General features: G+C 51.6%; 22 protein-coding genes and 1 other RNA gene. 12 read left to right on the top strand and 11 right to left on the bottom strand.

Annotated features, from left to right (window positions below):
* Nucleotides 1–22: 22 nt before the first annotated feature.
* Nucleotides 23–604, bottom strand: coding sequence for an RNA polymerase sigma factor RpoE (rpoE, locus tag BZG14_RS03675; RefSeq protein ID WP_077608010.1), 582 nt, complete (start codon nucleotides 602–604; stop codon nucleotides 23–25).
* A 332-nt stretch (nucleotides 605–936) separates the two neighbouring features.
* On the opposite strand from rpoE, the gene nadB reads away from it, so the two are divergent.
* Complete coding sequence (nadB, locus tag BZG14_RS03670; RefSeq protein WP_077608009.1) at nucleotides 937–2,553, top strand: L-aspartate oxidase; 1,617 nt, start codon at nucleotides 937–939, stop codon at nucleotides 2,551–2,553.
* A 78-nt stretch (nucleotides 2,554–2,631) separates the two neighbouring features.
* Here the strand turns inward: nadB and BZG14_RS03665 are convergent, their stop codons facing one another.
* From BZG14_RS03665 to BZG14_RS03655, 3 genes are all read right to left on the bottom strand, one after another.
* A complete protein-coding gene (locus tag BZG14_RS03665; protein WP_077608008.1) occupies nucleotides 2,632–4,464 on the bottom strand; it encodes a methyl-accepting chemotaxis protein in 1,833 nt (610 codons plus the stop codon).
* 107 nt (nucleotides 4,465–4,571) lie between these two features.
* Nucleotides 4,572–4,898 carry a hypothetical protein gene (locus tag BZG14_RS03660; protein ID WP_077484378.1) on the bottom strand — a complete coding sequence of 109 codons (327 nt, stop codon included), beginning with the start codon at nucleotides 4,896–4,898 and terminating at the stop codon, nucleotides 4,572–4,574.
* Nucleotides 4,899–4,950: 52 nt separating this feature from the next.
* Nucleotides 4,951–5,214: an FAD assembly factor SdhE gene (locus BZG14_RS03655; RefSeq protein ID WP_069363445.1), complete on the bottom strand. Its 264-nt coding sequence runs from the start codon at nucleotides 5,212–5,214 to the stop codon at nucleotides 4,951–4,953.
* Between the two features lie 216 nt (nucleotides 5,215–5,430).
* Between BZG14_RS03655 and ygfZ the strand changes: the two genes are divergently transcribed.
* From ygfZ to BZG14_RS03630, 5 genes are all read left to right on the top strand, one after another.
* Nucleotides 5,431–6,408 (top strand): tRNA-modifying protein YgfZ, encoded by a 978-nt coding sequence (gene ygfZ / locus BZG14_RS03650; protein ID WP_077608007.1) that lies wholly within the window; start codon nucleotides 5,431–5,433, stop codon nucleotides 6,406–6,408.
* A gap of 3 nt (nucleotides 6,409–6,411) precedes the next feature.
* A complete protein-coding gene (locus BZG14_RS03645; protein ID WP_077608006.1) occupies nucleotides 6,412–6,903 on the top strand; it encodes an aminoacyl-tRNA deacylase in 492 nt (163 codons plus the stop codon).
* Nucleotides 6,904–6,923: 20 nt separating this feature from the next.
* The gene (locus tag BZG14_RS03640) at nucleotides 6,924–7,895 is read left to right on the top strand and encodes a LysR family transcriptional regulator (RefSeq protein WP_077608005.1); all 972 of its coding nucleotides are present in this window, start codon (nucleotides 6,924–6,926) and stop codon (nucleotides 7,893–7,895) included.
* Entirely contained in the window at nucleotides 7,895–8,095 is a 201-nt protein-coding gene (locus tag BZG14_RS03635) for a hypothetical protein (protein WP_077608004.1), read from the top strand. The genes BZG14_RS03640 and BZG14_RS03635 overlap by 1 nt, the downstream gene beginning before the upstream one ends.
* Before the next feature lie 118 nt (nucleotides 8,096–8,213).
* A complete protein-coding gene (locus BZG14_RS03630; protein ID WP_077458833.1) occupies nucleotides 8,214–8,459 on the top strand; it encodes a DUF1107 domain-containing protein in 246 nt (81 codons plus the stop codon).
* Nucleotides 8,460–8,557: 98 nt separating this feature from the next.
* Here BZG14_RS03630 and gcvH read toward each other — a convergent pair whose 3' ends face one another.
* From gcvH to BZG14_RS03610, 4 genes are all read right to left on the bottom strand, one after another.
* Nucleotides 8,558–8,947 (bottom strand): glycine cleavage system protein GcvH, encoded by a 390-nt coding sequence (gcvH, locus tag BZG14_RS03625; protein ID WP_321166657.1) that lies wholly within the window; start codon nucleotides 8,945–8,947, stop codon nucleotides 8,558–8,560.
* Nucleotides 8,948–9,109: 162 nt separating this feature from the next.
* Nucleotides 9,110–10,342, bottom strand: a complete 1,233-nt coding sequence (locus BZG14_RS03620) for an FAD-dependent 2-octaprenylphenol hydroxylase (protein ID WP_077608003.1) — start codon at nucleotides 10,340–10,342, stop codon at nucleotides 9,110–9,112.
* Entirely contained in the window at nucleotides 10,339–11,529 is a 1,191-nt protein-coding gene (ubiH, locus tag BZG14_RS03615; RefSeq protein WP_077608002.1) for a 2-octaprenyl-6-methoxyphenyl hydroxylase, read from the bottom strand. The genes BZG14_RS03620 and ubiH overlap by 4 nt, the downstream gene beginning before the upstream one ends.
* A 56-nt stretch (nucleotides 11,530–11,585) precedes the next feature.
* Entirely contained in the window at nucleotides 11,586–12,161 is a 576-nt protein-coding gene (locus tag BZG14_RS03610) for a UPF0149 family protein (protein ID WP_069363437.1), read from the bottom strand.
* Between the two features lie 483 nt (nucleotides 12,162–12,644).
* Between BZG14_RS03610 and zapA the strand changes: the two genes are divergently transcribed.
* From zapA to serA, 5 genes are all read left to right on the top strand, one after another.
* Nucleotides 12,645–12,950 (top strand): cell division protein ZapA, encoded by a 306-nt coding sequence (gene zapA / locus BZG14_RS03605; protein WP_077608001.1) that lies wholly within the window; start codon nucleotides 12,645–12,647, stop codon nucleotides 12,948–12,950.
* A gap of 3 nt (nucleotides 12,951–12,953) precedes the next feature.
* Nucleotides 12,954–13,136, top strand: a non-coding RNA gene (gene ssrS / locus BZG14_RS03600) — 6S RNA.
* Nucleotides 13,137–13,169: 33 nt separating this feature from the next.
* Nucleotides 13,170–13,769, top strand: coding sequence for a 5-formyltetrahydrofolate cyclo-ligase (locus BZG14_RS03595; RefSeq protein ID WP_077484362.1), 600 nt, complete (start codon nucleotides 13,170–13,172; stop codon nucleotides 13,767–13,769).
* Nucleotides 13,770–13,826: 57 nt separating this feature from the next.
* Nucleotides 13,827–14,486, top strand: a complete 660-nt coding sequence (gene rpiA / locus BZG14_RS03590) for a ribose-5-phosphate isomerase RpiA (protein ID WP_077458839.1) — start codon at nucleotides 13,827–13,829, stop codon at nucleotides 14,484–14,486.
* 354 nt (nucleotides 14,487–14,840) lie between these two features.
* Nucleotides 14,841–16,073: a phosphoglycerate dehydrogenase gene (gene serA, locus BZG14_RS03585; RefSeq protein WP_069363433.1), complete on the top strand. Its 1,233-nt coding sequence runs from the start codon at nucleotides 14,841–14,843 to the stop codon at nucleotides 16,071–16,073.
* Nucleotides 16,074–16,142: 69 nt separating this feature from the next.
* Here serA and yaaA read toward each other — a convergent pair whose 3' ends face one another.
* Nucleotides 16,143–16,916, bottom strand: a complete 774-nt coding sequence (yaaA, locus tag BZG14_RS03580) for a peroxide stress protein YaaA (protein WP_077608000.1) — start codon at nucleotides 16,914–16,916, stop codon at nucleotides 16,143–16,145.
* 93 nt (nucleotides 16,917–17,009) lie between these two features.
* Nucleotides 17,010–18,434: an alanine/glycine:cation symporter family protein gene (locus BZG14_RS03575; protein WP_158011724.1), complete on the bottom strand. Its 1,425-nt coding sequence runs from the start codon at nucleotides 18,432–18,434 to the stop codon at nucleotides 17,010–17,012.
* 242 nt (nucleotides 18,435–18,676) lie between these two features.
* Between BZG14_RS03575 and BZG14_RS03570 the strand changes: the two genes are divergently transcribed.
* Complete coding sequence (locus BZG14_RS03570) at nucleotides 18,677–18,856, top strand: DUF3545 family protein (protein ID WP_046074061.1); 180 nt, start codon at nucleotides 18,677–18,679, stop codon at nucleotides 18,854–18,856.
* A gap of 71 nt (nucleotides 18,857–18,927) precedes the next feature.
* Here BZG14_RS03570 and ung read toward each other — a convergent pair whose 3' ends face one another.
* Nucleotides 18,928–19,611 (bottom strand): uracil-DNA glycosylase, encoded by a 684-nt coding sequence (ung, locus tag BZG14_RS03565; protein ID WP_069363430.1) that lies wholly within the window; start codon nucleotides 19,609–19,611, stop codon nucleotides 18,928–18,930.
* Nucleotides 19,612–19,993 lie beyond the last annotated feature (382 nt).

The raw sequence follows: 19,993 nt of genomic DNA, 5'->3' as shown, positions 1-19,993 counted from the left end.
GTCATGCAGCCAGTAAAACTCGTTACCGTTTCATCAGTGGCCGGATGCGTTTTTCAACCGCTTCACGCGCTCGGAAAATACGCGACCGCACCGTACCGACTGGACAATCCATTACCTGTGCAATTTCCTCATAACTGAGCCCATCGAGCTCCCGTAAGGTAATTGCGGTTCTTAAGTCGTCAGGCAGTGTTTCTATGGTCGAAAATACCACCTGTCTTAACTCATCTGACAACATCAAGTTTTCAGGGTTCGATATTTCTTTTAAAGACCCCCCACTTTCGTAATTTTCTGCTTCGTCGGCATCAATATCGCTGCCTGGCGGACGTCGTCCTTGCGCCACCAAATGGTTTTTTGCGGTGTTCACAGCAATGMGATACAGCCAAGTATAAAACGCACTCTCGCCCCGAAATCCCGGCAATGCACGATACGCTTTGATAAACGCCTCTTGCGCAATATCTGGAATATCGCCACTGTGTGTACCGACATAGCGGGCGATAAGGTTACATACCTTATTCTGATATTTGACGACTAACAGATTGAAAGCTTGCTTGTCACCATTCTGTACACGTTCTATTAGAACCTGGTCGGTTAGCTGCTCGCCCATTCGAGCGTTTACTCCTTGGTTGATCTTTCCGCCCGATTATCGAAATTCTAGGCCCGACGTTGTCAGAGCGCGGTTAAACCCGCTTGCGAGCTTTCGCACACGATTCGATAATCCAGCCGGCGAAAAGTTCCTCACCATGTTGGTTTTATTATGCGTTGAATCACATTACTGTGACGGAATGGTCAAAGACGGTCTCTTTGACTGAGGGCATTGTCGCCCGAACCATGCCATGGTTGCAAACTTTCACCCAAGCGGTACGGGATTTGATCTTACCGCGCGCAGCTACGTCAAATTGGTGTAACATTGGGTGCGCAGAAAGAGGATTAGGGATCATGACGACCACAACCCAGGAACATCAATGTGACGTGCTAGTTATCGGCAGTGGTGCCGCTGGCTTGTCACTGGCGCTCCGCTTAGCGCCAACCCACAAGGTGATTGTATTGAGCAAAGGCCCGCTCAGCGAAGGGGCCACGCTTTACGCACAGGGCGGTATTGCCGCGGTGTTTGACGAGCAAGACTCGGTCGAGTCTCATGTCGAAGATACCCAAATCGCGGGTGCAGGTATCTGCGATACCCAGGTCGTGGACTTTATTGCTCGCAATGCTAAAGATTGCGTGCAGTGGTTAATTGATGGCGGTGTCCCGTTCGATCAAGAAGATAGCGACGACGACACCCCTCGGTATCATTTAACCCGTGAAGGCGGCCATAGCCATCGCCGTATCTTGCATACCGCCGATGCCACCGGGATGGCCGTGCAAAACTCTCTGCAAGACAATGTCCGTCAGCACCCAAATATCACCCTGCTCGAGCGGCACAATGCGCTGGATATCATCACCCGTAAAAAAGTCGGATTGGGTGGCGCTAACCACGTGCTCGGGGCCTACATCTGGAACCGAAACCAAGAAGTGGTTGAGACCGTGCGCACTAACTATGTGGTGCTCGCCACTGGCGGTGCTTCCAAAGTGTATCAATATACCTCTAACCCCGATGTGTCATCCGGTGATGGCATCGCCATGGCATGGCGGGCAGGTTGTCGCGTCGCCAACTTAGAATTCAACCAGTTTCATCCTACGTGCCTGTACCATCCAGACGCGCGCAACTTTTTGCTCACGGAAGCGTTACGCGGTGAAGGCGCACACTTAAAACGCCCAGATGGCTCACGCTTTATGTCAGACTTCGACGCACGCGGCGAGCTTGCCCCGCGTGATGTGGTGGCCCGAGCGATTGACTACGAGATGAAGCGCCTTGGCGCCGACTGCATGTATCTCGACATCAGCCACAAAGACCCTGACTTTGTGATCAAACACTTCCCCACCATCTACGAAAAGCTCAAACAATACGGCATCGATCTGACCAAAGAGCCGATCCCTATTGTCCCTGCCGCCCACTACACCTGTGGTGGCGTGATGGTGGATAAAAACGGCACCACAGACTTGCCCGGCTTATACGCGATTGGGGAAGTAAGCTACACCGGCTTGCATGGGGCCAACCGTATGGCCTCTAACTCGCTGCTAGAGTGTGTGGTGTATGCGTGGTCAGCGGCTGAACATATTAAAGCGCACTCAGACCATATCGAGCCCCATACCGCACTCCCCCCTTGGGATGAAAGTCAGGTCATTTGTTCTGACGAAGAAGTGGTGATCCAGCACAACTGGCATGAATTACGTCTTTTTATGTGGGATTACATGGGCATTGTCCGCTCAACCAAACGGTTAGAACGAGCACTACGCCGTATCGAGCTGCTCAAGCAAGAAACACATGAGTACTATGCGAATTTCCGGGTCTCAAACAACCTGTTGGAATTACGTAACCTTTTACAGGTGGCAGAACTCATGGTTCGTTGTGCCATGCAACGTAAAGAAAGCCGCGGCCTTCACTACACCATTGATTACCCTGAGCCTAACGAGCAATCCGGTCCCACCGTGTTAATCCCGGACCAGCCCTGCTAGTGGGTTTCGCGCCGTCTGCTGCTTTAACGAAAAAGGCCAGCCTCACGAGGCTGGCCTTTTTACTGGATATCATCGTGGTTATTCGCTTTTAAACTCGCTCACTGCACGCTCAAGGTGCGCCGCTTCTTCGGCCACCTTGTGTGCCGCTTCGCGGTTCTGGTTGGCGCGTTCGGTACTGTTTTGCGCGATATCTTGAATGTTGTGCACGTTTTGGTTGACTTCTTTCGCCWCCGAACTTTGTTGCTCGATCGCCGTGGCAATGTGGGTGCTCATATCCATAATGTTTTGCATATCTGCCATGATTTGCGATAGCTCTTGCGAGGCCGCTTCCACTTTACCCACAGATGTTTCCCCATCTTCTCGGCTTTGCTCCATACGCTCAGACACCGACTGGGTTTGCTCTTGCAACGACGTAATGATGCCAGAAATTTCATCGGTCGACTCACGAGTACGGGTCGCCAACTGACGCACCTCATCCGCCACCACCGCAAAGCCACGCCCTTGCTCACCGGCGCGCGCCGCTTCAATCGCCGCGTTAAGGGCCAGCAAGTTGGTTTGCTCAGAGATATCTTTAATCACATCTAATACGGAGCCGATGGTTTCAGACAGCTTACTTAGCTCAAGCACCTCGTTGCTGGTATTACTAAGCGTGTCTGCCAGTGTCATGATCATTGCCTTGGTATCGTCGACCACTTTTTGTCCATTTTCGGCCCGGCTTAAACTGGTACGCGCATTCTCCGCGGCCTGATCCGTGTTGCCCGCGATATCGCGAATGGTACTTTCCATCTCATTCATCGCAGTTGCCGCATGGGTGGTTTCATCTAACTGGGTGGTCATGGCGGCGCCTGTTTCCTTAGTACGAGATTCCACCTGCTCTGCACTTTGGTTAAGCGCTTGTATGGCGCGACTCACGTCGACCACCATAGCCTGGACACTGGCGAGCATCTGATTGACATCTTTAGCCATCAATGAGATCTCATCACGCCCGTTTTCATCCGCTCTCAGGGTCAGATCCCGCTGCTTGGTGATGGCAGCCATTTGCTCACTGAACCGGTAAATACGCTGTTGAATGCCACGGTTCATCCATAAAGAAATCACTGTCATGATCAGTGCCAGTATTAATACCGCCGAGCCGGTAAACGTCACGGTTTGGCGCAATGCTTGCTCGATGGCCTGCTCATATTCTTGGCTTAGCACATCAAACATTTCTTCCACTTGGTGGGTTTTGCCACGAATTTGTCCGAGCAAACCTTTGTCCGCCGCTAACCCCAGTGTCTTTTTCTGGGCRACAATTTGGTCCACTTGCGTCTGATGCGCTTGAAACAACGCCAGTAGGTCACCACGAAGGTAATCTTCAAGCTCTTGCATTTGGCTTTGATATTCATCGATGTAGTCAAGGTTACTGCTTTGTACAAACAGTTTGGCATCTGCGGCTAACAGGCGAGCGCTACTCTCCAGTACAATGTCATTTTGGGTCGCTGCCACCATTTTCTTGCTCGCGTTTTGCATTTGTCCGCGGATCCCCTGTTCAGGGGTTAACCCCAATGTTTGGTAGCCCTTACCCAGATCACGAAACCCACTAGCATATCCTTTCATCGCGCTTTTCACTTTATCAATGGTCGCGGTCTCTAACCCCAGAGAGGCACTGCGGGCGCGGAAATCACTCAGCAGCTGATTAAACGCATCAACATTATTATCAAAACGGGAGAGGTATTTAGGATCCATGCGCGCGAGAAAGTCTTTCTCATTGCGGCGTAAGTTGAGCAATATCACCTCAAGATCAGAGACTGTGGTTAGCTGATTGTGCATTTTTTGCAGTCGTGTTTCCGCCTTCCACGCAATCGCCGCCACCGCGAGGAGTGCCAACACCGACATCAAGGTGAGTGACAAAAGTTTTTGTTTAATATTCATAGCGACCCTACAGCATTATCTGAGCAGATTGGATTTTATCCGTGCCCCTTGAATATCGGTGACAAAGTGAAAAAGTAAAGCCACGCAATCAGTTTGTCACAAATATGTCACATCATATCCCGACCTTGCTGACAGCAGTGCCGATAAATCAGACGAAAATGATAATCTGGAAGGCCATGACGCCAAATATACACGTATTGCGCATCCACACGAGAGGTCAGCACCAGCAGCCATGGGGTCGCATAAACACAGGATAATTTTCGATACTGTCCATTGGGCATCACAGCCCAAGCGTCAGAGGAAAAGCGAAAAGGCCCCTCGCTACCGATGAGGTGAGCATGGAAAAAGCGCAAGTCTCGCACCGCCCAAAGGGTTAGCACAGCACGAGCACTTAAAGGAAGGGAAACATGCGCCATGGCCAGCCAAGTCACCATCGTTCCCAGCAAAACCAGGCAGACAGTGACATAACGCGGGCACTGTAGGTGACTATGTACGTAACTTGCTGCGGTTATAAGCGACGACCTTATCGACAACAGACTTCATCTTGGGGTCGTCAGGTTTACCATGCCCCATCAACCACGCAAACAAATCCGGATCTGCGCTTTCCAAAAATGCGACAAAATCCTGCTTTTCTTGTTCATTTAGCGTGTCGTAGCAGGCTTCAAAATAAGGCATAACCAACACATCCAGCTCTAACATGCCACGACGACATGCCCAACGAATCCGCGCTTTATCCTCGGTGTTAACCATTGCTTACCTCTATCAATGATGTCAGTGCTTGCATACTATCAATGCCGCCATCAGGCGACTACTTTTGCCGGAAAACAAACGGTGAATCTGAGAGCTCTCTAGCGTTAATCAGCAAGACACCGTAATAGCCCTACAATACAAAGGCTGACAAGCTTTATCCTCCCTATTAGTATACGGGACAGAGTCTATATTTTCTCAACAGAGAGCGTGAGTGTTATGAGCGAATGGTATCAAACCGTGGCCTTTGAGCCTGCGGATACACACCCCAGTGACCCACAGCCTGAACTGGCGATAGTTGCTCTTGATAACTGGGCAATCACTAAAGTGAGCGGCGACGATACAAAAAGCTACTTACAAGGTCAGCTCACTTGCGACATTGCCAGCCTTGCAGAGGATAAATCGACCCTTGCCGCTCATTGCGATCCAAAAGGTAAAATCTGGTCTGTGCTGCGTTTTTTCCATTACCAAGACGGGCTCGCCATGGTGCAACCGGCCTCGATTGAAGCCACCCAAGTTCAAGAGGTAAAAAAATACGCCATCTTTTCAAAGATTGCGTTTGAAAAAGTCGATGCCGTGTTGCTCGGTGTGATTGGCACGCAGGCAGACAAGTGGGTGGCCGATCACTTTGGCCCGCAAGGTGACGTTCGCCAAGGGCAAGCGGGTACCGCCGTATACATTGAACCACACCGCTGGTTACTGGTGGTTGACGCGGCCAACGCCACAGCGCTTATCAATCAAGCCTCTGCGACCTTGCTCACCCATGAGTATTGGGATAAGTGGGATATTGATGCCGCATTACCCCGTATTGAGCAGGCCACCAGCGGCGAATTTATCCCGCAATCGTTAAACCTTCAGGCGCTGGATGCGATCAGCTTCACCAAAGGCTGTTACACCSGCCAAGAAACTGTGGCGCGAGCCAAGTATCGAGGCATGAACAAGCGTGCCATGTACAAACTCAGCGGCCAAGCCGAGCACACACCTGTTGCAGGCGATAAAATCGAACGCGCGGTGGGCGACAATTGGCGTTCAGGCGGGACAGTTATTGCTGGCTATCGCGATGTGAATGGTAATGCGAGCGTGTTAGCCGTACTACCAAATAACCTGGACGACGACACCGCTTTCCGCCTGGCTGAGTCTCCCTCACATGCATGGCACCGAGAGCCACTCCCCTATTCACTCGAAGACGACGATTGAGCCGTGCACACGGATCCTCATTGGCAAACACCCGTGACTGCCGCACTCGATAGCGCCGATATTCGCTACCAAATACTGTGGCAGTCACGCGCGACCCAATCGATTGAAGACACCGCTGCACAACGGGGGATTGATCCTGCTCAGATGCTTAAAACCATGGTGTTGCGCGATATGGGCGGGCGTTATGCGGTGGCCTGCGTACCAGGCAACCAACAAGTGAGCCCGCCCAAAGTCCGCCAGCTGCTGGGATGCCGACGAATGACGCTTGCCAGTGCACAACAAGTGCAAAGCACAACCGGCTACGCGCGCGGTACTGTCGCGCCATTGGGACTGTCACCGGATCTGGCGTTGGTGTTTGATGAGCAGATCTGGCGCTATGAAACGGTCACCATTAGCAGCGGTGAACCTCACGCCGGATTATGGGTGAGAGTGAAAGATCTTCTCGTACTTTGCCAGCCTCTGCGCGGTGACATATGCCGCGTTCAAGACGGTTAGATGTAGGAGTCACGCAACGGATGGCGCAAAAATACTGGCGGAAATACGATCTCAACTTGTTGGTGACCTTTGTCACTTTAATGGAAACCCGCAGTGTGACTGGGGCTGCAGAGCGCCTATCTCTGGGTCAATCAGCCATGAGCCACAGCTTGGCGCGTCTGCGTACGATGCTCGACGATCCCCTTTTTGAGCGGCGCGGACACCAAATGGTGCCCACCGCCCGCGCGCTCGATATCGCCCCTAAAATTGAGGCGCTACTCGACACACTCGCCACGGACGTGCTGACTCCGCCCGCTTTTGAACCTGCCCTTTTTGATGGTCAGATCCGCCTTGGACTCACCGACTACGCGGAGCTTATCTTCGCGCCGGCGTTGTTCGACACCCTCAACCAACAACTTCCTTTAGCACAACTTAGCTTACGGCCAGTCGATCGTCGCCACTGTCTGGATGCGATTAAAAATGATGATGTCGACGCGGTGATCGGCGTGATCCCGGAAAACAGCGATATTCTCGACAGCCAGGTATTATATCGCGAACAACACGTGTGTCTGTTTGACCCTCAAAGTACAGGACTGGATGCCCCCATCAGCGTGGCCGATTTTGTCGCCACGCCGCACGCCTTGGTGAGCACTTACGGCCAGCTTTCTAGCCCGATAGATACGCGTTTAGAAGCGCTAGGCTATCATCGACAAGTGGTGATGGGATCGCAGCGCTTTTTAACCGTAAGGCAGTTGCTAAAGGGGCGACAACTGCTGTGTACCGTGCCAGAGCTTATGGCGCGACTTGATACCTTTAACGATGCTAACCATCTGGCATTTAGCCCACCCCCTATTGATGTCCCAGGGTTTGATATTGGCTTGGCATGGCGACATCAAGCCAGCGGTCACCCCAAAATGCAGTGGCTCATTGACCAGATAACCACCATTGTCGATAAGCGCGTCGCTTCCCTGAAAGCGTTATCTACCCAGCCTCACGCGCAAGAGGAAACCTAATGAACATCGTCTCTCTGTCGATCCTTAACCCTGCTTACGTTGCTCAACGGGTCAGTGAAACGTTCACGCACAGTGAGGGGGCCGACACCGGCGAAGTCATTCATCACTTGATCGATAAGCTGCTCGGTGAAACGCCTCGTGAAGACTGCCATGGTTGGGGGATGCTGGACAGTCCCTTCAACCAAGCGGATTTATGGTAAGGATAAAGTGATTATTTCTTTAGGCAGTGTCATCACGGCGACATAAACCCACTTCACAATCGGTGCCGTTTTCACACCCCTATAGGGTGACAACCACTCACACCAGTAAGAAGAGGTTATGCGCGTTTTTAATCGCTATTCCCCCAAGCTTGTCGCCAAACATGTCACACGATTATTCTCGGGTCGCGTCTAYATTGCAGGAAGAGGCCGATTTGATTTTGATAATGGTTGGTTAAAAGCACCGGATCACGCCACCATCTGTCACTACCGAACCGTGAAGGAAGTTAACGGGTTGATTCGAGATGTGTATCAGGACGGGCTTCGAGAGCCAGAACAATCGGGCTCATTGCCGACCGCTTACTGACTTCGCCGTACCATACAAATAGGGGCTCGTCAGACGGGCCCCTGTTTATTATTTAGATAAAAAGGACAGGCATAGCATACGTGCTTCCCCCTGACCCTTTAGTCTGCGTCTTGATCGCCTAACGTTTCTTCATAGCTTTGCGCATCGAGCAGGCTATCGATTTCAGACTCATCTGTCGCTTGAATCTGGAACAACCAACCATCGCCGTATGGGTCGCTGTTAACCAGTTCAGGGGCGCTATCTAACTCTTCATTGACGGCCACGACTTGACCAGAAATGGGCGCATAGATATCCGACGCCGCCTTTACCGACTCTGCAACCGCACAATCGTCACCCGCATCAAAAGTGTCATCTTCATCAGGCAAATCGATAAACACCATATCCCCCAGTAGGGCCTGGGCGTGATCAGAAATGCCAATGGTAAATAGGCCTTCCCCTTCAGGGCGAACCCATTCGTGTGTAGCGGTAAATTTTAATTCAGATGGGATATCACTCATAATCTTGTTCCTTGTTACACCCAATGACAACTCACACCGTCAATCGGTACATTCAACATCTCTCACAACCTGATCGCATGCCGACTCGGCAATGGTCTTTGTGCTATTTAGCATATTCTCTGTTTTTCGCCAATTTCAGCCATCACGCAATCATCAAAAAGTGGTCGTGCGCGTCGTAAGCTTTGCCAGATCAGGCAGGTTCCCCTCCAACCCTAACGCCCGCGCCATAAACGGCTGCTTGGCGCCGGGCAAATGATTGACCGCACGCATGCCCACGCCACGGACGAGCTTTTTCATCGGATTATCGCCTGCGAACAAGCTGCGGAACCCTTGCATCGCCGCAATCATCTGCACCGCTTCCGCTTTACGCCAACGCTCATACTGGCGTAAGCCGGCGTAATGCCCAATATCTTTCCCTTTGTCGGCGAGTGACGTCAGTGTTTGCGCCAAAGCGGCCGCGTCGAGCATCCCCAGATTCACCCCTTGCCCAGCCAGAGGATGGATAGTGTGCGCCGCATCACCGACCAGAGCCAGGCGCTGCGCCGCAAAGTGTTGGGCATAACGCATGGTAAGCGGGTAACTGGCGCGTGGGCCTACTACCTCGCACAAGCCGAGTTGCACATCAAACGCAGCGGTTAAGGCACGGTTAAAGGACGCTGAGTCCATCGCGACGTAATCCGTCGCTTGTTCTGGGGGAACAGACCAAACAATTGAACATAAATGCGGGTCTGAAAGTGGCAAGAAAGCGAGGGGGCCGTCCGGTGTAAATACTTGTCGTGCAACGCCCTGATGCGGCTCCAYCGTGCGCACCGTCGCCACCACTGCATGATGACCATAGTCACGCTGTACCATAGGGAAGTCGGCTTGCTCACGCACCCAGGATCTCGCTCCATCAGCCCCCACGACCAGTTTCGCCGTCACGCCGMCCCCAGACGCGAGTTGTAACCAGGTTTCGCTCTCTCCTTGCAGCATGGATTGGCATTGCGCTGGCATCAACACAGTCACATTGTCTTGCGTTTGCACTTTATCGAGCAAAGCCAACTGAATCACACGGTTTTCAACAATATGGCCGAGGTTTTGCTGGCCAAACGCCTGCGCATCAAAATGGATGTCGGCAAAACTGTCTTTCTCCCACACACGCATCTGTTGGTAACTGGCCGCACGCCGTGAGACGATGCCCAGCCAGACATCCAGGGTGCGCAGTATGTTTTCACTCGCTCGGCTTAAGGCAGAGACACGGTTCTCTGGTACGTCGTTTAAGGTCGTTTCCGGCGCTTTACCTTCTATCACCACCACCCGCAAATCCGTGTCGGCTAGAGAGGCTGCAAGTGTGAGCCCCACCATGCCGCCACCGACAATGGCCACATCGGCATTGATCATTTTCATCTCGGTTCTACCCATCCTATGGTGCGTTGCACAAGCGGTTGTTTCATACTCTCTAATGCTGACATTAATCCTAACCCGGCATTACGTGCCCCCGCCAGAAGCGGGCTATCATTGGAAAAGAGGTGAACCAACCCTGATGTCAATGCCACTGTGGCATCTCGGTCTGGTGTTCGTTGTTTGGCGTACGCCATCAATGTTGGCATCGCACCGATATCATCACCACGCGATGCCGCCTCCGTCAGCGTGTGAGCCAACGTCATCACATCTCGCAAACCAAGGTTAAAGCCTTGTCCGGCAATCGGGTGTAGGCTTTGTGCCGCATTCCCCACCACGGCCACACGATGACTCACCGGGCGAACCACTTGGTTAAGCGTCAATGGATACGCATGACGCTCTCCAACGTGCAGCAACTTGCCTAAACGCCAGCCAAACACCTGCTGCAGGCGATGAAGAAACGCATCATCACTCACTTGCATCAGCCCTTCTGCTTGCTCGGCTGTCATACACCACACCAACGAGCAACGCCCTTGCGACATGGGTAACAGTGCCACAGGGCCGGTTTGAGTAAAGCGTTCAAAGGCGCGGCCTTGATGAGGCAGTGCGGTTGATACATTGGCAATCACTGCCACCTGGCCAAAATCGTGTTGCTGACGCGGAATATTAAGCTGCTGGCAACAAGACGAGCGCCCACCGTCAGCCGCAATGAGTAGCGAAGCAGTTAGAGATTGTCCCTGCTTTAATCGCACCGTTACCGCCGCCGGCGTTCGCTCAATCGCCATCACGGCATCCGGGCAAAACACATCGATCGCCTCGCGGTGTTGCAACTTTTGGTGAAGCACCGCTCCGGCATCCGCCAACTCGATAACTTGGCCAAGATAAGGCACGCCCTGCGACTGTGCGTCAATATGGGTTTGTCCGGCGTGACCACGATCAGACACATGAATATGCTGAATCGGCGTGCCAAAGGAGGCGAGTGACTCCCAAAGCCCTAAGCTCGCAAAGGCTGCACAACTGCCTTGTGCTAATGCGATACTGCGTGCATCGTAACCTGGGTGCTCGCGATGATCGGGCACCATCGCCTCGACCACGGCAATACGCAGTGTGCCGCCACTCAATGTGTCTAAGGCCAGTGCGGCAGTCGCCCCGGCCATTGCGCCGCCTGCGATCACTATGTCATAGGCTTTCATCCCACTCTTTCCTCACCCTGAGTCACTGACGCCTCAATCTGAACGCGTCATTGAGATTAATGCAATGTTTTAGGCGTATCGTCACTGTCCGGACGCGCCCCAAGTTCGGCATGCACCACCATGCTGCACACGCGCACATGCTCGACAACCTGCTCAAGCAACTCTGCTTGCTCTTGCATGTCGCCATCTTCATCGACACCCAGCTGCGCCACGTCTTTAAGATCGCCCAACGCTTCTGTCACATCCTTAGATAAGGTGCGACCTTTAGTTCCGATCAATCCCACACCGGCTAAAAACGCGTTGATCCACTCCACCAGTGCTTCGGCTCGAGCCACGACACCGGATTGTTCGTCGTCAGGGACATAAATCTCTAAATCAAGATCACTGCCGGTAAGCTGTGCTTTTAGCTGGTGATAGCTTTGCATGGCAAGTGTCTTAGACTCTGTTGGCCACCCCATCCCTTGATGGGTGTAATCATAAAGCATGGTTAGCCAGCTACCATCTTCCAGCTCTAACCCGCCACTGAGCATGCCAGCGATTAAACCGTGCATTTCTGCAGGCGTTACCGCCAAACTATCAGCTCTCAGTGTGTCTGCTGTTGTCGCATAAGCGGGTAAACGGGTATCAGTCACAATCTTGCCCCTTGCTGTGCCATCAAAAATAAGAGGCTTAGTTTAGCATTTCACACCACTGGGCTGAATCATTGCGATTAAAAACGATCTCACGCCGATGCAACGGCCACGCGGTACATTGCGTGTTGGGTGGCTGGTTGATAAGCACAGTGTAAAGGCATCAACCAGCCAATCACGATGACAAGGATCAACCCACACCGGCGGGGGGCTTTCCTCTTAGCGAGCCAATTCACAGTTCTGTCTAAAAGCTGAAACACTCAGTGAATGATAGGCACGACTGCCGTCATATTATCGCCCTTAAAGGGTTGTTATTGTTAGACCTATGCGTCGTTTGAATACCACTTTTTGATTAAATTCGCGGCACCAGTGGCGGAGATGGTTTTCGATGTAGTGTATTCACCAGAATAATTGCTAGAATAGCGCCATATTACTGTGTACTGGGCCCTCGACAAATCGGGCCGTATGAGGAGCCAGCGTGGGACTATGAGCACACAACCGGTTGAAATTAAAATTCTAGATCGTCTTGTTCGCGTCAATTGTCCACCCGGGCAAGAGCAAGCGCTTAAAGATGCAGCAAGCGAGTTCGATCAACGGTTGCATCGGCTGGCTGAGCGCACTAAAGTAAGCAATACAGAACAGCTAATTGCCATTGCCGCTCTCAATGTTTGCCACGAATTAAATGATGCCAAACAGTCATTAGAGACACTGCAAGATCAGGTAACGCAACGGACCGCCCTGATGACATYACAACTCGATAAAGCAATGGCAGCGCAAGGATCGCAAGAATAACCCAATTCCCTGGGGTGTTTGTCAGCGGATCTACGTCCCTGAGCCGATAAGCAAAACTAAGGGTGCGTTGTTATAAGCTACTGAGCAAGCTCGGCATGCACCGAGAAGCCTACGGTTTATACTACCCACCCGCCTTGAACCAGCGGGTTCAAGGGCCATCGATCCCAACGGCACCCCGGGGTCCTCTTCACTACCCTTTGGCTAGCATCAAGGACAGTTATGCAGCCTAGACAACACATACGACACGCCATCCGTGACGCACGTCGTCAGCTCTCTCCTGAGCAACAAACGTTCGCCGCAGAGGCGGTGACCAAACGATTTATCGCACTGGCTGATGTTGAACAATCTACAAACGTTGCTCTGTACCTCTCTTTCGATGGCGAGCTAGATACAACGCCTGTCATTGAGGCGTGCTGGAGGGCGAACAAAAATGTCTACTTGCCCGTCATTCATCCCTTTAGCCGTGGTCACTTACTGTTTCTCCACTACACCCCGACCACCCCAATGCGGATTAATGGTTATGGGATTGCTGAGCCCCAGCTCGACATTCGCACCTTGATACCGAGTAGAAAACTCGACGTGATTGCCACGCCTTTGGTGGCGTTTGACGCAAAAGGACAACGCCTTGGCATGGGAGGAGGCTACTACGATCGTACACTCGGGTTATGTGCACCGGATGCGGTCGCGGTTGGGCTCGCGCATGATTGCCAGCAATGGCCCGCGTTACCGACCGAGCAATGGGATGTGCCTTTACCCCATATATTGACCCCCAGCCAACATTGGCAATGGCCAACGCGTATTTCGCGACCTAAACCCTGACGCCATCGATTGGCTTCGCTATAATCACGCCCAATCCCCCTAGATTCAGGAGTTAGCATGACCCAAGACGAAAAGAAAAAAGCCACGGGCGAAGCCGCGGTGGAATATGTCAAACCCGGCAGCATCATTGGTGTGGGAACGGGGTCGACCGTGAACTACTTTATTGATGCCCTCGAGCCAATTAAAGAGCAAATAAAAGGCGCGGTGTCTAGCTCAGAAGCCTCGACCGAGCGACTAAAAGCCTTGGGCATTGAGGTACTCGACGCCAATGAAGTGGCGAGTTTAGATATCTATGTTGATGGTGCAGATGAGATCAATGCACGCAATCATATGATTAAAGGCGGTGGTGCTGCCCTGACGCGYGAGAAAATCGTCGCGGCAATCGCAGACAAGTTTGTTTGTATTATCGACGACACCAAACATGTGGATGTGTTGGGTGAGTTTCCACTTCCCGTTGAAGTGATCCCTATGGCACGCTCTTATGTCGCGCGTGAATTGCTCAAGCTAGGGGGCGACCCGTGTTACCGTCAAGGTGTGATCACGGACAATGGCAACGTGATCCTCGACGTACACAATATGAAAATCCAAGATCCCAAAGGGTTAGAGGACGCCATCAATGCGATTCCTGGTGTGGTGACGGTTGGCCTGTTTGCCAATCGCGGCGCAGACATAGTGTTAACCGGTACCGACACTGGCGTGAAAAAAGTGGCAAACTGAGTGCATAACACAGCAAATCAAATGCTTACACCCCACGGGGAATAACAAAAAAAGCCAAACGTTTGCGCTCAATGTAATCAATAAGTTAAAAGCACCTTTTTCAAGGTGCTTTTTTTATGGTCTAGAACGGATAATTCTTACCCCTTATGGGAATTTTTGTTATCTTGGTCACTGTTCTGATACCGGCACATCGCCTGCCCTGCGGTCTTTTGACGTAAAAGATCACGCTAATGACCAGGTCAATCAACCGCCACTCCTCTTCGCCACCCACGCGAGGGAATAAGGTACGATGCGCCCCGGCACTCAGGCGCAACATTGCTACCATTATTGTTTCTAAGGAAGAGAACAGCCCGCATGTCACACTATTCACTGGACAAGAATAAAATCAAAATCCTATTACTCGAAGGCGTCCATCCTACTGCTGTTGAAGCGTTCAAGCAGGCCGGATATACCAACATCGAGTACCACAAAGGCTCACTCACTGGTGAGGATCTCGAACAAGCTATCCAAGATGCACACTTTGTAGGGCTACGCTCTCGCACCCAATTAACGGAAGCTGTCTTTGCAAAAGCGAAGAAGCTGGTCGCGGTTGGCTGCTTTTGTATCGGCACCAACCAAGTCGATCTTGATGCAGCGGCCAAGCGCGGGATCCCCGTATTTAACGCGCCTTTCTCCAACACCCGCAGTGTCGCAGAGCTGGTTTTAGGTGAGATCCTGCTGCTCCTACGCGGGATCCCCGAAAAGAATGCTAAAGCGCATCGCGGCGAGTGGCAAAAGTCTGCTGACCGCTCTTTTGAAGCGCGCGGTAAGGTACTGGGCATTATTGGCTATGGCCATATCGGTACCCAGCTGAGCATCTTGGCGGAAAACTTAGGGATGCGCGTGTATTACTATGATGTCGACAACAAACTCTCGTTAGGCAACGCGATTCAAGTTAACTCGCTCACAGAGCTGCTTAATCGCAGTGATATTGTCTCGCTCCATGTCCCCGAGACGCCAAGTACGCAGAATATGATTGATGCCGAGGCCTTTGCCCGCATGAAACCAGGGGCAATCTTTATAAATGCCTCACGCGGCACCGTGGTCGATATCGATGCCCTATGCGGGGCGCTAGAAAGCAAGCATTTGGCCGGTGCGGCGATCGATGTTTTCCCAGTTGAGCCAAAAACCAACAAAGACGCATTCAGCTCTCCGCTACAAGCGTTTGATAATGCGCTACTCACACCGCATATCGGTGGCTCAACGCAGGAAGCACAGGAAAATATAGGCTTGGAAGTCGCCAGTAAGTTGGTTAAGTATTCTGACAATGGCTCGACTCTGTCGTGCGTCAACTTCCCTGAAGTATCACTACCAGAGCATCAAGGCCGCTCGCGCTTACTGCATATACACGCCAACCGTCCCGGGGTGCTGACCAAAATCAATACAACGTTCGCGGACGAAAACGTTAATATCGCGGCACAGTACTTACAAACATCGTCGCAAATTGGTTATGTGGTGATTGATGTCGAAGACAGTGACCATGCCTACAAAGCACTGAAAAAGCTAAAAGCTATCGAAGGCACCATACGCGCGCGGATCCTGCACTGATTCGTGCCAGAAACGAAAAAAGCCCCGACTGGGGCTTTTTGGATGCTTGCTTGTTATACCTGGCAACACTTATTGCTTGTCGCGCAGAAATACCAACTCGTTGCCTTTTGAGTCCGCTTCACTGAAATAATAGCCTGCCACATTAAACGCTTTAATGTCTGCCACTGAACTCGCGCGCTGATCAATCAAATAACGCGCCATCATGCCACGTGCTTTTTTGGCATAGAAGCTGATCACCTTGTATTGACCGTTTTTATAATCTTTAAACACCGGGGTGATGATGTCGCCGTTAAGCACTTTCTTGTTAACCGCTTTAAAGTATTCATTAGAGGCAAGGTTCACCAATAGCTCACTGCCTTGCGCTGCCAAGTCATCATTCAGTGCCTCTGTGATGATATCTCCCCAGAACTGATAGAGGTTATCACCGCGTGGCGTCGACAACTTGGTGCCCATCTCTAAGCGGTAGGGCTGCATCAAGTCGAGCGGCCGCAACAGTCCATACAAGCCGGATAACATACGAAAATGATCTTGTGYCCAATCGAGGTCTTGCTCAGACATTGAATTGGCATCTAGCCCTGTATACACATCCCCTTTAAAGGCAAGCGCGGCGGGTCGTGCATTATTTGGGGTAAAAGAGGGAGACCATTCAGAAAAACGCACAGCATTAAGACTGGCGATTTTATCACTGACTTTYATCAGCGAGGCAATGTCTGCCGGCGTCAGCTGGCGGCAAACCTCAATCAACGCCTCTGAGTGTTCAGTCAGCTGAGGTTGGGTATAACGGTCTGTCGGCAATGGCGTTTCATAATCCAAGGTTTTTGCAGGAGAAACCACTATCAGCATGTTGCTCGCCCTTTTATTAAATATCTTTGCTAAGCCTATCATTCCCGCATAAAAAAACCACCGCCCGCCACCGCACATCGCACTGACCGATGGCTAACGTTTGGGGAGTGGCCATGCCTTATCATCAAGCTGACTGTGCAGATCAGGAAAACGACGACTGTCAAACACAGGCAGTCGCCCCAATGAACGTTGAGTGTGATAATCCTTTGCCAAACGCTTGACGATGCCCGATAACAAAAAAATCGCAATCATGTTTACCAGTGCCATCATCCCCATAGACGCATCCGCGAGGGTCCATACCAGCGGCAGTTCCGCCAGTGCCCCAAACATGACCATGCCCAGGACTAAAGCACGGAAGTACGGCAACGCCGGACGGCAACGATGATTGATAAACAACAGGTTAGTTTCTGCATACGAATAATTGGCAATAATAGAGGTAAAGGCGAAGAAGAAAATCGCGACGGCCACAAACTGCTCCCCCCAGTCACCCACTTGTGCGCTTAACGCCCGCTGAGTCAACTCGACTCCCGTGATTTCGCCGCCGGGAATGTACTCACCTGATAGCAGAATAATCGCTACGGTAGCGGTGCAGATCACCAAGGTATCGACAAACACGCCGAGCATTTGCACATAGCCTTGCGAAACAGGATGAGGCGGATAAGGCGTCGCCGAAGCGGCAGCATTGGGCGCTGACCCCATGCCAGCTTCATTCGAAAACAAGCCGCGCTTGATGCCTTGAATCATGCCCTGTGCCAAGGTGTAACCCAATGCCCCCGATGCCGCTTCGTGAAGGCCAAATGCGCTCTTTACCACCAGCATGAATACCGCAGGTACCTGCTCAAGATGGGTGACGACCACATACACGGATAACGACAAATACAGGAGTGCCATCACGGGCACAATCACTTCGGCCGTGCGCGCGATTTGGCGTAGCCCGCCATATATGATCAATCCGCTGACCAGCACCAATCCCGCACCAACATAGGCCGGCGGCCATGAAAATGCCACCTGTGCCGCTTGWGAGATAGAGTTAGCTTGCACCGAATTAAACACCAAGCCAAACGCCAGGATCAGCAATATCGAGAAAAGCACGCCCATCCAACGCATGCCTAACCCATATTCCATGTAATAGGCTGGACCACCGCGAAAATAGCCGTCGGGATCCCGCACTTTATACACTTGTGCCAGCGTGCTCTCGGCAAACGCTGTGGCCATGCCGAGGAATGCCATTAGCCACATCCAAAAAATCGCCCCCGGGCCACCCAATGACAGGGCAACCGCCACCCCAGCCATATTGCCCGTCCCAACACGCGCGGCAAGCCCGGTACACAAGGCTTGGAAAGACGAAATACTGCTCCCCTCACGGCGTCGACTATGACGCATAACCGAAAACATATGAGAAAAGTGACGAAACTGAATCCCCCCTAATTTTAAGGTAAAAAAGATCCCGCCACCGATGAGCACATAAATGAGCACCGAGCCCCAAATCAGATCATTAATAAAAGTGAGTAGGCTCAATGGACTGTCCCTCGTCGTGATTCAGTAAGGGTAATAGCGATGCGGCGCAATCTTCGCGTGAACCACCGCCTAGGTCAATTCAAACCCATCACGGCTGGGGCAACAGTCACTGATTTTAAAAATCAGTGATTGCAGTCTCATAAAAACTTCATCTGACTGCCACAAATGAGAAATACTTCAATTTTACGTTAGGGGGAGCTGTGGTATTTAGAAACTGACCGCAAGGTGAAAAAGAGGTGACTATGGAAAACATTGCCTTTAACGATCTATTCGAGCAAGACAAGCCACAACGCAACGGACGCGCAAAACCAGTCAAACGTAAATGGAGAGAAATTGAAGCGCTGAAAGACAAACAGCGGCTAAAAAAAGAATTGGAAGAAATCGATATTTTTGGCGATTTCTCTCAACTGGACCTCGATTAACTCACCCTCAATATAGGATTGTTAAAAGGTGCTCATCGAGCACCTTTTTTATCCCCCATCAGCGACTTCGCCTACTCCGTCTCGAGATAAGGCTGCCAATCAATGGGCATTTTTCCCTGCGCTTGCAACAGCGCATTGGTTTGTGAAAAGTGCTGACAACCAAAAAAGCCACGATGCGCTGACAGTGGCGACGGATGAGGCGCGGTGAGTACATGATGGCGCTGACGATCAATCGCTTTGCCTTTTTTCTGGGCGTGCGCGCCCCATAATAAGAACACCACACCTTGGCATTGTTGGTTTACCGCCTCAATGACACGATCCGTGAAGGTTTCCCATCCCAGTTTGGCGTGGGAGTGTGCCTTCCCTTGCTCCACGGTGAGCACGGTATTAAGCAACAACACACCTTGCTCTGCCCAGCTTTTTAAATACCCGTGAGAAGGTGGCGTAAAGCCTTCAATATCGGTGGCAAGCTCTTTGTAGATATTGACCAATGACGGTGGTGTTTTCACGCCTGGACGCACAGAAAAACACAGCCCGTGAGCTTGGTTCGGCCCGTGATACGGGTCTTGGCCCAGAATCACCACCTTGACGTCGCCCAGCTCAGTATAGCGAAAGGCGTTAAACACATCTTCTTTCGGTGGAAAAACCGTCACGCCATTGGCACGTGTCTGTTCAACATAGGCGAGGGTTTCGCGAAAGTAAGCTTGTTGTTTCTCATCAGCCAGCACTTGCTGCCACGTTTGCGCCTGAGTCATGGTTGCTCCTTTTGATCACATTGGCGCTATTCTAACGAGGCAGCTTGGCAAAATCAGTGTGTAGAACGATCTTTTGTTCGTTCGGTATGAGCGTGGTAATGACGCTGACAGCGGCCTTGTACCGCGCGGTTGGGGGCCGGTAAGCTCGCGCGAGTCATGGTTGGCTTAATCATGGTGCTTTCCTCATCATTATGGATTCATCGTAGACAATGAAATTTTAATGCCAACTTTACAAACGCAATAAAATCATACCATTAGCCAACATCCCGAACAGTATGAGCCGCAAAATGAGCACAAGTGGTGCAAATTTGCCTCTTTTTTGCGCACACACGCCGCTTTCTTTTGTAATTTTATTACTACAATTTTCATCAAAGTATTGCGC

The organism is Salinivibrio sp. IB282, assembly GCF_001995685.1.
GTDB classification, from domain to species: Bacteria; Pseudomonadota; Gammaproteobacteria; order Enterobacterales; family Vibrionaceae; genus Salinivibrio; species Salinivibrio kushneri.
Note: the sequence above shows the minus strand (reverse complement) of the source record. Positions and strands in the feature narration are given on the sequence as shown.